At 31.7% G+C, this 13,259-nt stretch carries 13 protein-coding genes and 3 pseudogenes; 14 read left to right on the top strand and 2 right to left on the bottom strand.

Going from position 1 to position 13,259, the window contains the following annotated elements; all coding sequences use genetic code 11:
• Positions 1-78 precede the first annotated feature (78 nt).
• A pseudogene (locus ACU8YW_RS28900) lies at positions 79-282 on the top strand (hypothetical protein); the annotation flags it as partial.
• 470 nt (positions 283-752) lie between these two features.
• Here ACU8YW_RS28900 and ACU8YW_RS28895 read toward each other — a convergent pair.
• Positions 753-1,178, bottom strand: coding sequence for a DUF4879 domain-containing protein (locus ACU8YW_RS28895; protein ID WP_025118671.1), 426 nt, complete (start codon positions 1,176-1,178; stop codon positions 753-755).
• 279 nt (positions 1,179-1,457) lie between these two features.
• Between ACU8YW_RS28895 and ACU8YW_RS28890 the strand changes: the two genes are divergently transcribed.
• Positions 1,458-1,568, top strand: a complete 111-nt coding sequence (locus ACU8YW_RS28890) for a YjcZ family sporulation protein (RefSeq protein ID WP_000505681.1) — start codon at positions 1,458-1,460, stop codon at positions 1,566-1,568.
• 92 nt (positions 1,569-1,660) lie between these two features.
• On the opposite strand, the gene ACU8YW_RS28885 is transcribed toward ACU8YW_RS28890, so the two are convergent.
• On the bottom strand, positions 1,661-2,005 hold the full coding sequence (locus ACU8YW_RS28885) for a hypothetical protein (protein ID WP_426934423.1): 345 nt from the start codon (positions 2,003-2,005) through the stop codon (positions 1,661-1,663).
• Between the two features lie 108 nt (positions 2,006-2,113).
• Between ACU8YW_RS28885 and ACU8YW_RS28880 the strand changes: the two genes are divergently transcribed.
• The 12 genes and pseudogenes from ACU8YW_RS28880 to ACU8YW_RS28825 all read left to right on the top strand — a co-directional run bounded on the left by ACU8YW_RS28880 (position 2,114) and on the right by ACU8YW_RS28825 (position 13,240).
• Positions 2,114-2,983, top strand: a complete 870-nt coding sequence (locus tag ACU8YW_RS28880; protein WP_426934417.1) for an RNA-binding protein — start codon at positions 2,114-2,116, stop codon at positions 2,981-2,983.
• Positions 2,983-3,954, top strand: a complete 972-nt coding sequence (locus ACU8YW_RS28875) for a hypothetical protein (protein ID WP_426934416.1) — start codon at positions 2,983-2,985, stop codon at positions 3,952-3,954. The genes ACU8YW_RS28880 and ACU8YW_RS28875 overlap by 1 nt, the downstream gene beginning before the upstream one ends.
• A gap of 309 nt (positions 3,955-4,263) precedes the next feature.
• On the top strand, positions 4,264-4,839 hold the full coding sequence (locus tag ACU8YW_RS28870; protein ID WP_426934422.1) for a DUF2306 domain-containing protein: 576 nt from the start codon (positions 4,264-4,266) through the stop codon (positions 4,837-4,839).
• A 218-nt stretch (positions 4,840-5,057) separates the two neighbouring features.
• Entirely contained in the window at positions 5,058-6,041 is a 984-nt protein-coding gene (locus tag ACU8YW_RS28865) for a hypothetical protein (protein ID WP_426934415.1), read from the top strand.
• Between the two features lie 402 nt (positions 6,042-6,443).
• Positions 6,444-6,884, top strand: a complete 441-nt coding sequence (locus tag ACU8YW_RS28860; protein ID WP_426934414.1) for a hypothetical protein — start codon at positions 6,444-6,446, stop codon at positions 6,882-6,884.
• A gap of 1,147 nt (positions 6,885-8,031) precedes the next feature.
• Positions 8,032-8,241 (top strand): hypothetical protein, encoded by a 210-nt coding sequence (locus ACU8YW_RS28855; RefSeq protein ID WP_446894132.1) that lies wholly within the window; start codon positions 8,032-8,034, stop codon positions 8,239-8,241.
• 543 nt (positions 8,242-8,784) lie between these two features.
• Positions 8,785-9,477: a hypothetical protein gene (locus ACU8YW_RS28850; protein WP_426934413.1), complete on the top strand. Its 693-nt coding sequence runs from the start codon at positions 8,785-8,787 to the stop codon at positions 9,475-9,477.
• Between the two features lie 345 nt (positions 9,478-9,822).
• Positions 9,823-10,154, top strand: a pseudogene (locus ACU8YW_RS28845) (transposase).
• Between the two features lie 46 nt (positions 10,155-10,200).
• The gene (locus ACU8YW_RS28840; protein WP_088062825.1) at positions 10,201-10,629 is read left to right on the top strand and encodes a hypothetical protein; all 429 of its coding nucleotides are present in this window, start codon (positions 10,201-10,203) and stop codon (positions 10,627-10,629) included.
• Positions 10,630-10,721: 92 nt separating this feature from the next.
• Positions 10,722-11,306 (top strand): SMI1/KNR4 family protein, encoded by a 585-nt coding sequence (locus tag ACU8YW_RS28835; protein WP_098230687.1) that lies wholly within the window; start codon positions 10,722-10,724, stop codon positions 11,304-11,306.
• A gap of 9 nt (positions 11,307-11,315) precedes the next feature.
• Positions 11,316-11,627: pseudogene (locus tag ACU8YW_RS28830) on the top strand (Rpn family recombination-promoting nuclease/putative transposase); the annotation flags it as partial.
• Between the two features lie 1,448 nt (positions 11,628-13,075).
• The gene (locus tag ACU8YW_RS28825) at positions 13,076-13,240 is read left to right on the top strand and encodes a hypothetical protein (RefSeq protein ID WP_426934412.1); all 165 of its coding nucleotides are present in this window, start codon (positions 13,076-13,078) and stop codon (positions 13,238-13,240) included.
• The last annotated feature ends 19 nt before the right edge of the window (positions 13,241-13,259 follow it).

Below are 13,259 nucleotides of genomic sequence, written 5' to 3'. Positions count from 1 at the left end.
TTGTGCTAATTTGTAATGAAAAAGCTCATTTTTTCGTTTTGGGGTGGATTTGTTTTCTTAAGTTGATGGGCATGTAAGGTGACCCCTTATATTCAAAAAGAAGAAAAACTGAACGTAAAACATCTCACCAGTATTAAACTTACGGATGGCGTCGTCGGTAGGGTTTTGGAAGCAACGGATGGTTTTGTTGTCGTATGTGGGAATGAAAAAAGAATTTTTGATGTATTAATATTTAAAACTATGGAAGATGTAGAGAAATATGAACAAAGTTTGGCGCTATGATTAATACCTACTGACCCCCTCACAGTATACATTGAATCTATTCTACATTACATAAACAAGCCCACCTATTTCCGGAGGTGGGCTATATCTTTATTACACAATACCAAAGTATACTCTATTTTTCTTGTAAACTTTATGCAATTATACATATTTGTAAAAAAATACACTATATAAATATTACATGTAGTAAAATATATATTGTGGATACATTCTATAAAGCAGATTCTTTTGAAAGACGTAACATATTGATCTCAAATCTCTTGATATTTTGTGAACTAGCAATCTGGTGTATATAGACGATTCTGTTTTATAGGATGTGTTTACACGTATAACAAAGGGATAATACGGATAGGTTTATACTAAATGAACGTGGTTCAGGTCGGAGGAAGGCACCTTAGGGTGTCTTTTTTTTATGAAAAAATCCCCACACATTGTGAAGGGATTATCATGCTACGAATATATATAACTAATTATTTAATATATAACGAAGTGCGCCACGTATCTCTTGGATAGTTTATTGAAGTCTTTTGATATTCAAAAGTCCCTTCTTGATGATTTGATGCGTCCCATTTATATTCCCAACCTACAATAGGATTACCACCAATTATTTGTGAACCAATACTTTTTACATCAAATCCATTCATTTTGGCAAAAGGAAACTGTCCATACCCTATTTCTTTTGTGTAAACATATAAGTAACTTCCCCCATGATCTTTAGTTGTACTAAAACTATTAGGGGTAATGTATTCAACTCCACCCAATTGTGATTCCACTTTTACTACACTTAAAGAAGTTAGAGGTGCTGCTGGCCCTGCTGATGCCTCCGATGCCATTCCTAACCCAACTACCGTTGCCACTGCTAATGATGATATCCCCAATGTAACTTTTTTAAACATATAAACATCCCCTTGTTTTATAATAAGTACAAGTTTGATATTAACAGAAATTTATAAGAATATTCCTTATTTTGAAAACGTTAACAAATTCTACTTTTTTAGATATGCAATTTAGCATATTGATTGACATGCAGGATAATTAATCCTCTACTTTCGATATACAAACTATTTTCAAAAGGACCTGCTCAATTAATCCATAAAAACATAAAGTAATTTGAATCCATTAAAATACATGAGTGACTCCTTATTTTTCTCCTACTATTTAAAGGAGGAAATATTATGGGCTTTGGTGGTAGCTGCGGTGGCGGCTGTGGCTTTGCAGGAGGATTTGCTTTATTAGTTGTCTTATTTATCTTATTAATAATTGTCGGAGCTTCTTGCTTCTGCTAAAAACTATGGGAAAAGACACTCTTATTTGGGTGTCTTTTCTTTATGCATAAAAAAGCCTCATCTTCCTATAGAAAAGATAAGGCCTTTATATACTATTCATTATCCAATTCATCAGTTTTATTATAAACACATTTAGCTTCTCCAAAAAGACCACCTGTGTCCCATTCGCCACCATAATGAGCACAATTCAAAGGTGTACGATCGTTTCGCATACTTGGATTTGAAGGTGGTTCATAGCCATTATTTACAATACTACCAACAATAAATATCCCTCCGATTACAAATACCACAGCAACGATTAAGAGTGTTTTCCCATTAGGACCGGTAACAATGTCGTCTACAACTTCTTTTGCTTCTTGCTGAGTTTCACCTTTTGAAAATAATGAAAAAATAATAGAGATTATAAATATGAAAAATAGCAAGATTATAAATTTCAGAAAATATTTCTAAAAATCTTAGTTTCTTAGCTAAAAGTATCAATAATTCAAGTAGAAGTATTATTTTTGAACTTTATAAATATTGAACGAGGGAGAGGAGATATTTTTATGGATTCAAAAACTTATGAAAAGCTACAGGGACTACGTAGATATAAAGAGCCAATTCAAGCAGTATTGAGAGCGGTTAAAAGACACGATAAAGACGATCCAGATACTGAATATGCTGAGTTCGCCCTTGAAAACGGAAAGATTATAGGTATTTGTAAGAAAGAGGACTTCTCAGATTATTCTTTTAGAAGTATTACACAATTCACAGGTAATATTTTTAACGTAGTAATTACTCAAATGTCTGATGAACTAGATGTAAATAAAGTTCAGGTTTCAGTAAAAGAAGCAAGCAGAAGATCTGCGGATGCTTTAATGCGTGAATTAATAGAATTGGAGCAAGATGAAAGACTGCAAGAGCCAACCTACGAAGCAGAAGTAACTGGATACAATATGAATGCTCAGGTTCCTACTATATTTTTACGCATTAATGGTGCGGAATGCTTCATGAAGTTACATGAACTAAACTATGGAAGAGTGTATAAAAACGCAGTGGATCGCTATGCACCTATTGGTGAACGTATCCCAGTTAAGGTTCTACAATTTAATCCGGAGCAACGACTAATTCACGTTTCTAGGAAAGCGGCAGTGGAAAATCCTTATCAGTTGTTATCTGAATTAGCTGAAGGGGACACAATTGTAGGGCGAGTTGTAAATGTTGACCCGCGTTTTGGAGTTTTTGTTGAATTGGACCAAGGCTGCACAATTAAAGGAATTGTCCCTAAAACAATCGAACAGCCAGTATTGGATGAAGTAGTAAGTATGAGAATTGTAAATGTGGATGTAGAAAAAGAGAGAGGGTCGGGGGTTATCTTCAAGTTTCCTTTTGGACGTAAAAAAGTTAACGACCCAACGGCGTTTTTATATAACTAATGAGTGCGCCGCAGGTTTCCGTACAAGAGAATGGAAAGGCGGTTCAATTTTGGCTTAATAGGGACCAATCTTTATCACTTTGGGATGACCCCTCTTTACAGGGGGGACCAATTCTTCCAGATAAATTCAAACCACTCACAGATTTACGTAGTATTTATGACAGAATTAATTCAGGTTTTATAAATGAAAAAGACAATTTAATACTAAAACTTATTTGGGATTCATTAGCGATTACAGAAGCTCAAATTAAAAATTTTGTGGAGTCTAAAATTAGTAGGTCTCAGGTTTCGGAATCGCTGAAAAAACTAGTACTGTATGGGTTTGTTAGTAGATGGGAGATGAAATCGGGGCTATTTCCGGATCAGCCTAAAACATCTGCTCCAATTACATTAAATACTGCAGGTCATTTGATGATGTGGGCTTATCATAACCGTAATACAAACTATTCTTTAAAGCCAGAGCAGTGGTTAAAACTTGGGGTGGCGAGTATACAAAGATTTGTCACTATGAATCAAATAAAATATGAGTTTGCAGTAGGCCAACAGTTATTAAAAAATTGGTGCTGGTATCCAAAGCTACAAGGTACTGGTACCGGATATAATCCCATTGCTGTTGGAGAAATTAAAACTCCAATTGGAAATCAAAACTTCATATTTGAAAGGGTGCAACAGGGGCAGCGATATGCACAGCACTTAAAATCGAGATTGAGAATTTGGGAAGATCAAATTCAAAATGGACCAAATAATTTATTGAATTTCGAAAACACGAAGAGTTTACCAGGAATTTTTATATTATCTATATCTAATCTTGCTTTAGCAGAACATGTTAGAAAGGAGCTAATGTTAGACTTACGGAAGATTCCTATAATGCTTGTAATAGATGAATGTATTCACAATGAAGGGTTTGCAAAATCATTTTATGTCTCAACTCAAAGCAGTATTCAGCAAGCAGCATTACCATTTTTGAGATAACAAGGGCTGCTTCAGTTAAATATGCTGAAGCGGTTCTTTGTTGTTTTAACGACGAATGGATTTTCATAACTCAATTTTTGTTTGCAATATATCTAATTTCATTTTTTATAGACTTCAATTAGAGTTGTTTTAATGAAAAAACAATGTGTTGAATAGATAATTAAATAAGGCTTTTCTATTCCTTCCTAGAATGAACAGTAATGTATAATCAAATGGCCCTAAATGTAACAAGGGGGCAGTAAAATTTGGTTTATATTCATTTTTTTAGCTATTTTAGTAGCTAGTTATGTTGTGGCCCAATATTTTATTATGGATGGATTTCAAACAGGACTTGTCAAAATGAAGCTTATGTTTGTATCTAAATTAATTGTTTTTTGGTATATAATGTTATTTATACATATTACAACTAGTATAGTAGCATTAGTAATCGGTCCGTTTACATTATCCACAAAATTTAGAGGAAAGAATATTAACCGTCATCGAATAGTTGGGAGAATCTATATGGTTGGTATATTATTAGGCGGCGTTTCAGGACTGTACTTATCCTTTTACGCTATGGGGGGATTGGTAGCAAAGCTTGGTCTCGGTTTGTTATCCGTATTTTGGCTAACATCAGCATATCAAGCATTAAATAGAGTTAAGAATAAGAAAATTCAAGACCATCGAAATTGGGTGATTAGAAATTATTCTTTAACCTTTGCGGCAGTTACATTAAGAATTTGGCTACCTTTGTTTGTATTGCTATTTGGATTAGAGCAGTTTGAAGTTAGTTACACTGTTATTGCTTGGTTAGCATGGGTACCAAATCTAATTATTGCAGAATTATTTATAAGACAAAGACTTAATAAAGGAAAATACCTGTTAAATGAGGATGTACATTTATGATGCAAATCTGATTTAATGTTAAGGATTGAAATCCTCAGCAATTCAATGTTTTTTTGTGATTTTTCCCGCTGAGATTATGGAGTAACCTACGGTGACGCTAGCGAAAAAATAATTGAACGAATGAAGTACGTTATTCAAAAAATACTTTACCTTTTAATATTTTTACGGTATTCAACCAGAGAACGTTTCTTATGTAAGGAAGGGATATGAGGGGTTATATGAAAAGAATGAAAAATGTATGGTTATTAGTGTTATGTTTCTTATGTTTGAGTGGGTGCAATTATGAAAATGAAAATCAGGTGAAAAAATATATAAAAGAAAAATATGGTTTCGATGTTGTTGTAACAGATTGGGGCGGGATACATGAAGGAAATATGGGACATACGTACCATACTGTTCAGGCAAAGGATAATAAAAATATTCAATTTCGAGTAGAGGTAAATGGCATCTTCTATTCCACAATACAAGGTGATGAATACGAATATGGGAAAAACACATACGAGGAATATAAGAAATTCAAACCCATTCTTGAAGAAATGAAAAAGTTAGGTTACGAGGAATCTGAAAATAAAAATGTTCTTCAATATATAGTAGATTATAACAATGCAGCAGAAAAACCAACAGATGAGTTGTTATTAACCTTAAAAATGAGTAAGGAAATCGATTATAGTCAATTTGAAACTATAGAATTAGATCGTTTACATATATTATTCCAACTCATTCAAAAGAGTAATAGAAAGATAACAGAACTTGAAATTGAGGATTATAATGGTAAATCGATTGGTCTTCCTTTCGAAGATGTGCAAAAGGGTATAACGAAAGAAGAACTTCTACTAACAATGAAAGACAAAGTAAGCGGTTATTGGACATATTTAATTGAAACACAAACAAAAGTCGTTGAAAGATTAAAAGAAATTCAAAATGACCGCTTTGTAATTAAAGATATTACTTGTGCACATCCGAAGGAAGGGAAATGTCCAAAATATGAAGCTACGATAGTTTTTAATGACAGTTCTATGGAGTATAAAAATGATCCCGATGTAATGGAGGATTTGACAAAGGTGGTCACGATTCTTAAAGAAGAACTACATAACGAGAAATTTGATATATTTGTATCCAACAAAGATAGAACAAGCTATTCACTCTGGCTAACGTCAGAGAAAATTCAAAACAGTAGTAACATCTATGAACTTATAAAATAATTGTATATCAAAAATAATATGTAATAGGTTCTATTGATAACTTTGTTTTTTCGATGCAAAGTGCATGAATGGTTTTGCTGCTTTTTAAAGAAAATGAAAGTTTGTATTAGTTATTAATGCTATATTTTCAAATGAAAGTCGTATAATTTTAAAAAGTATAAAGTTATGAATTAAGTTGTATCAGTATGAAATATCTCTTTAGAATGAATCAACCAAAAGTTTATATTTTCTAGGAAAATGAACAAATTTTTTTATGAAAACTGTTCATGCAATCCTAAGGAAAGAGTTGGCTTTAATCAATCTTTTTTTAAAATCGATTCTTTTTGTAAGTCATAGAATCTAATTTGGTAAGAGATTTTTGATCAAACTTTATTTTAAAGCATCGTTTAAAAGGAGTAAAAAATGAATACAATTAATAAAATCTTAAGTGATTTTGCAGATATAAATACAGCCGAATACGTGAGGAATTATTATGAGCTTAGTATTATGTCAGAAAATAAAAAGGACAATGTTTTTGTACTTGCCAAAAAGGCGACATATGCTACTAGTAATGACACGTTAGAACTCATCCGCTTGAAAGAGTGGAAAAAAGAATTCCTAATTTGCCAATATCCCAATGGAGAGTCTTCTTGGTTTGGGAAAATACCGTGCGGATATGATTTAAATGGATTGACTTCGAAGGAATTTATAATAGAGCATTTATTAAATGTATTCAAACAAGAACCAGATGAGGTTTATTGGATTAAATTAGATCCAGGAGGTTATTATGCATGCTGTTATGAAGAATATTTGTTTAAGACAAACACAGGAATTTATTTTTTTAGTATGCAAGTACACGATTAAATAATCAGGGTTTGAAATGTAGTTTTATTAATAAAAAAGATTGATAACCTAATAATAAAGAAGAAGTCTCCAGGTCAAAGGAATAAGAATTAAATGAAAAATACAGATAGTCCAGGTGAATTTTGTATTCTTCTTAATTCCTATTATATTTTTGAAAATAAAGTTAAAAAACCAAGCACCTAAAATTGTAACAGATAACTCAAAAATCGTAATTATCCATTCTAGTATAGTATGTTCTACATCAGGAGAAGCACCAGCCATACTAAGAACAACTATAACTGGAAATGAGGGTATATAAACAAGTAAATAAGAAAAAAGTAAAAAATATATTTTATCAATGTTTTTCCTTCCATAAGATCCACTCCTAATATAGAACTAATAGTTAAAGGCGAATTATCAAACTTAGTCAAAAGTTACACATGTTATATTTTAAGTATATAAAGTTAGTGCTTTTATACATAAATGGAGATCCCTAAATAATGTTATTTTAGAGGTCTTCAGTGGTGAAATATCATATAATATCAAGAAGTGATAAGAAACTATAGCAAACAAATAGTCTGCATATATATCAATCTAATTATAGTAAAAAAGGAAAATTATTAGAATCTTGACTTTTTTCTACATGCATATCAGAAGGTAATGAGGAATTATAGCTTAATCCTTTAAAATATATCCATATTATAAAGAAAAATAGAACTTGAATACAAATAGGAGTCTGAATATTCTGTTGAAAATAAATTGAATATGATGATGATAATTTATATAATGTATGTAAGACTTTCTTTTTTTTTATAATCCATAAATACTACAACCCTTTCGGGGAAATGACTTTGTAAAGCAGCCTTGCTTACAAAAATTCATATACCCGAAAGGGTTTTTTGTGTTTAAAAACAATTAGGCTTATGCCGTTTATATAGATATTTCTATAAGGAAAGGATGAAGGGTGTTGTATATATTTGAAAAGGAATTTTATTATGCAGTTACTCTAAAGGGCTTGTAACACTTCCACTAACTTATTAAACAAATTTCATACTAAGTAGTAGGAGGAAACATAATTTATGTTACTACTAAAACGAATGAACTAAATGGATTTGAGCGAATAGCTAAGATTTTAGAGGAAGTTGAGAGATCTGGTACTCATCAGCAGATGATAGAAGTTCTAGTAGAAGGTAAAACATATCAATCTGCCTTTTGCTTTGCACATGTTGTTGCGGATATAGGACAGTGTGTTTCCTTACTACTTTGCACAATAATTGGGGGCATTGAGAGTACAGTTCAAAGTATAAAAGATGCGATTGATAATGGGATTTCCAATTTGAAGTTTGGTACTGAAGAAAAAAACTCAATAAGTTATTAATTTGAATCACAGTTTCAGTTTTATGCTGAAAAGGGAAAATATACAATATTTCTAATTATAATTAATGGCCGTAAACCAATCATTAGGGGACATGATTTGGTAAGAGAAAGATCATATACCTTTTTCATTTGAAGAATCACCAGCTGCTGCAATACGTAACGTTATAGGTGAGAAAAGTATGGAATTGGTACTTTAAAAGAATTGGGAGAACCTATTTATCAAAGATTATTAGAGAAAAAAGAGATGGAGACTGTACCTTGTTATTATGACAATAAGTTATTTAAATATTTCTAGGTGTTAAAGTTCAATTTCAATGAATATGAAATGAATTATTGTATTAGTGAAATGGTAAAAGAGTAGAAAATCTTGTTTCCGAAGGCGGATTGTGGAAGCGTGTTAGAAGAGGGTAATAGTTTAACTGATTACATGCTTAAATATGCAGAAATTATAGTAGAGAAGGTTTTACATGAGGTGAAACCATCCTATAACCCTCTAATAGATTTGCCTTTAGAGCATTTTCTTTCATAAAGGGAGGAAATTACAATGATAGGTGAAACTTTTAAAAATTTATTATTAAATCTGGCTGGTTTAATAGTGGGGTTAAGTGCTATATATTTAATAATTAAATATAGCTTCAAATTAACAGTAGAAAAAGCTATACCTAATTTAATAGCCTATGCTAGCTTATATTTACCAGGAGTTATAACATTTAGCTTAGTTGGGTATTTTTCAAGCTCATGGATTTTTGGAATTGCAATGGGTGTTATAGTTGAGGCAATTCGTTTCTATGGATTAGGAAGAATACTAAATAAAATATCCTCTTCATTAAGAGCGATGAAAGTGAAAATTGCTATAGCAAAAGCAAATAAAATTTCAAATACTAAAAATAAACCTTTAGAGGTAATTGAAGTTGCTCAATTTAACCTTGAAAAAGAGAGCATAGTACAAGAGCAACCAGCAGTAATTGAATTGAAAAAAGAACAGAGGGAGATTATAAAAACAGAAGGATCAGAAATAATTGACGATGCAGATGATGTAGAAGATTTAGATGAAATGGAAGGCTTAGAGCGTGTAGCTGTACTAGAGCACATAGAAATGGTCGCAGAAACTAAAGAAGAAATACTAGTGGAAAATGATACTACAGTTAAACGTGAACGTAAGCAGGCAGAAAGTACACCTGATACACAGGAAATATATGAACAATTACAACTTGTTTTAGTTGGTGGGGATTTATAAAAAAATAATCAAGAAATTAGTTTGGATTAATATAAGAGCTATCATCATGTTTAATGATGATAGCTCTTTGTATTTAGAATTAAAAAGCTCGCTTTAAGATGAACTAGCTACTATCTTACTCTGTTTCAATAATGGCAAAATAAATATCATTGTACACTTGATGTACGCGAATAATAAACTTGTTAAAAAGTAATAACGCCATTTCAAAAAACTTTAGAAACACATGGTAATAATTGGTTTAATTATTCTTTATCCTGTATGATAAAAATGGAGATATTCCAATGTTTTCATAGATAATAATTGGCTTAATAGAAGTAGAAAAAATTATTAATAGGAACGAAAAGGATGACCAAAATGGGAAGAAAAAGGAACTGGCATGGCATAGACCGTGTTTTTGTTAAAGACTTAAAATATGAAATAGGATCGCCTGAATCTCATGCACTATCCATACATAAAACTAACTTTGAAGATTGGGAGTTAGAGTTAAGTGCCGATGAAGAAGAATTATATTATTTTGAAGAAGCAAAACCCAAAAAGGAACCTATAGAATTTGCAATTTATATTTAATATATGAATTGTTTAACAGGAAAGGAGGTAGTGAAAAGCATTGAAAAAAAACAGTTGTAGTAAAGGGAATTACTGTTTTATATGGTTATAGATATGTATCACCACGTTGAAAATATTTTAACTTTTAAACAAAATAAACAACAAGGGGTAGATAAAATGGGGAAATATGTGAAAGACCAAAAGGTAGTTGCTTATACACTATTAGGATTAGAACCTTGTACAGTTGTAAGAGTTGGTTGGATTTTTATTACGGTAAGAGAAGAAGAAACGGGTCATCTATATTCTGTTAGAAAAAGTAAAATGACACCTATAGAGGAAGAGGAACACTATCTTGTAGAAGAAAGTATTGATGATGAAGGGTTATTCGGTATAGGTAGATTGTTTGCTAAAATAGAAGCAGAAGACATGGAAATTGCAAAGAAATCATTTGAAGAGAATGAAGACTTCCCTAAATACGAAGATTTCCATAAACCATCAGAAGGGAAACTGTATGGTGGAGAGTACTATACTACAATCAAAACAGGTAAAGAGTTACTAGAACAGTACTTTAATCGAGAAGAGCTAGAACGTAATGGTACTAATTAAATTAGATGTGTAAACGGTTAAAGGTCAAATCTTATTTATGTTAGGTATATAGACTAAGAAAATTTATATTTGTTTTTGGGGAGGACAAAATAATGGATTTGGTAAACAAATTTTTAAACGGTTTGAAAGCAGCATTATCAACAGATGATCTCGAAGCACTAAATAAAGCATACGGTGCTACAAAAGGAGATATTGATATATTAAGGACGAAATATCCAAATTGTCCAGAATCATTAATCACTTTACTTGAAAATATCGATGGTACATATTGGCGGAAATATGGAGAAAACGAAGTCACGGTATGTATTTTAGGTTCAGATGTTGAAGAGTATCCATATTATTTGCTTTCTACACAGGAGATGATTGAAAGTTCAAAAGAAGAAGAAGACGTCTCCTATCTTTTAGAATACCAAGATGACGAGGATGCTGTTGACTCCAAGATAAATCCAGAAGGACTTCTCCCTGGCACGTATATTCACTTTTCAGATTGTATGAACAACGGTGGAACATCAAAGCTGTATATTGATTTTAACCCTTCTGATGAAGGTGTATGTGGTCAAATCATTCGTTTTTTACATGATCCTGATGAATATGAAGTGATTGCAAACAGCTTTGATGAGTATTTACAGAGTCTTATTGATGGTAATTTTAATTTTCTAGACGAAGAAGAATCTTAATAATGTGTGAAGAATTTTACTCAAATATTGGAGGAGATTGCGATGAATCAAGATCCAATTTTACAAAAGGCAATAAATAAAGGGGAAAATATGAGCTATGATTCTTCTTTCCGAACAGCATATGAAGCTCGAGAGAAATTACTTCTAGATGAACAAGCTAAGTTAGCGCATGCAGAACAAGAGGGCATGGAAAAAGGAATTGAGCAAGGTAAGATGCAGATAATCCGAGGGATGTATGAAGTTGGTGTACCGCTTGAAACTATTGCAAAAGCAAGTAAGTTGAGTGTGAAGGAAATAAAAAGTATCTTAAATCTAAAATAAATATATGCGAGTATATAGAACTCATGAGTAGAAAAAAATAGACGTTCGTTATCATAGTACGTTTAATGGGAAAGCATTGCTGAAGATTTTGGCAGTGCTTTTTCTTAATCAATTTTTTGATGTTTTTCATGCTGCTCACAATTATATAAAAAATTCGAAAGAAGAACGTGAAATGTATTCACGATTAATAAATATGATGCAAATCTAATGTAATGTTGAGAACAGAATTCTTCAGTAATTCAATATGTTTTTTTATGATTCTTCTCGCTGAGATTTTGTAGGAAGAAAATACTAAAATGTTTACTATAAGGTCTCAATATATGAGGTTTTTTCTATGTGTAAAGTTACTTTCCAAAAAGAATAGTTAACTTAAGGAGCCCTTCTCAAACTTGAACCGTCTTAATTTTATTAATATGTATTGAATTCTCATCCACATCTTATTTTCCCGCGTTATGTAATGGTGGTCAGTGAGAAAAAAGGTACTCTTTCGAGTACCTTTTTACTATTTTATTATTAGGATGCTAAGGTGAAAATAATTATGTATATGGGTTTCGACAATCAGGAAGATTGACAAAGTATTGAGAATTACTGGACTGTCTGGCAAAATTTAAGAATTTAAACAAATGCATTATTAAAAAAAGAACTCTTATGGAAAGATAAGAGTTTTTTTAAAAATGTTGTATTTGAAACCCGTGATGTTTCACAAAAATATTACGTATATGCAATATATGGAGTCAATGAAAATGATAAAGGTGCATATAATTTATATTTTAATTAGTTCAGCCCCTTGGAGGGCGCTCCAAGGGGCTAAGATTCGAGAATTTTTAAACTCTTGTTAATTTATATGAGAACTCCTTAAAGAGTACCTATGCAATTTTAACACTTAACCATTCATTTTTACAACTATATATATAGATTTATGTGTTAATAGGTATCATGTTGCGTAACCATAATTGGTTAGCGAAGGTGAGGGGACAACAGAAGTACTGACTGGACCTACGGGGTATAAATGAGAAGATTCTTGGTTTTCTCCCAACCACCAAACATAAAGCGAATAGTTAAGAAAAATAGAAAGTTATATGATGCAGGTGCTTTTTTTAGTTATATAGAAATTATACATTAAACATACTTAAGGAGTCATTTAAGTATAAAGATAATTTATAATCATACAATGATATGGAAAGGTCTTTTCGAACATGTTAGTTAATTCAAAGTATATGTATTATTTGGAACCTGTGCGAGGGTGCTTTTTTAATGCACATTATTATAAGGACAAGCATATTATGTAATAGGACGAGTTCTTCGTGTCCTATTCAATGCTCAGGATAACCCCGATTCACATTGAGAGCACCGGTAGCGGGGGTGCTCTCTTTTTATTAAAAAAATATATTTAAATATATATAATATGATTATTAAATTTATTTTTCAATATAAGGGGTACAAATTCGATGCGACGTAAAGAGGATTTGTTAAAACAATGGAAGGTGGATCTGCAAGCTGTTCAGAAAGCTAAGAATAAAAAATATAGCATTCCTGGTAATACAGCGGGATTCATGAATGGAAAGAATACTTATCGTAAAGAGAATGGGGTATGGAAACAAAGAAGTAAATGACGTGAAGGTAAATAGGTTT

It is taken from the genome of Bacillus pretiosus (genome assembly GCF_052947655.1).
This window is presented reverse-complemented; position numbering and strand designations above follow the sequence as displayed.

Coding starts and splice junctions, on each gene's coding strand:
- ACU8YW_RS28825 (WP_426934412.1), top strand. CDS start 13,076: ATGCGACGTAAAGAGGATTTGTTAAAACAATGGAAGGTGGATCTGCAA.
- ACU8YW_RS28840 (WP_088062825.1), top strand. CDS start 10,201: ATGGGGAAATATGTGAAAGACCAAAAGGTAGTTGCTTATACACTATTA.
- ACU8YW_RS28865 (WP_426934415.1), top strand. CDS start 5,058: ATGAAAAGAATGAAAAATGTATGGTTATTAGTGTTATGTTTCTTATGT.
- ACU8YW_RS28855 (WP_446894132.1), top strand. CDS start 8,032: ATGATAGAAGTTCTAGTAGAAGGTAAAACATATCAATCTGCCTTTTGC.
- ACU8YW_RS28875 (WP_426934416.1), top strand. CDS start 2,983: ATGAGTGCGCCGCAGGTTTCCGTACAAGAGAATGGAAAGGCGGTTCAA.
- ACU8YW_RS28895 (WP_025118671.1), bottom strand. CDS start 1,178: ATGTTTAAAAAAGTTACATTGGGGATATCATCATTAGCAGTGGCAACG.
- ACU8YW_RS28860 (WP_426934414.1), top strand. CDS start 6,444: ATGAATACAATTAATAAAATCTTAAGTGATTTTGCAGATATAAATACA.
- ACU8YW_RS28870 (WP_426934422.1), top strand. CDS start 4,264: ATGGATGGATTTCAAACAGGACTTGTCAAAATGAAGCTTATGTTTGTA.
- ACU8YW_RS28850 (WP_426934413.1), top strand. CDS start 8,785: ATGATAGGTGAAACTTTTAAAAATTTATTATTAAATCTGGCTGGTTTA.
- ACU8YW_RS28880 (WP_426934417.1), top strand. CDS start 2,114: ATGGATTCAAAAACTTATGAAAAGCTACAGGGACTACGTAGATATAAA.
- ACU8YW_RS28890 (WP_000505681.1), top strand. CDS start 1,458: ATGGGCTTTGGTGGTAGCTGCGGTGGCGGCTGTGGCTTTGCAGGAGGA.
- ACU8YW_RS28835 (WP_098230687.1), top strand. CDS start 10,722: ATGGATTTGGTAAACAAATTTTTAAACGGTTTGAAAGCAGCATTATCA.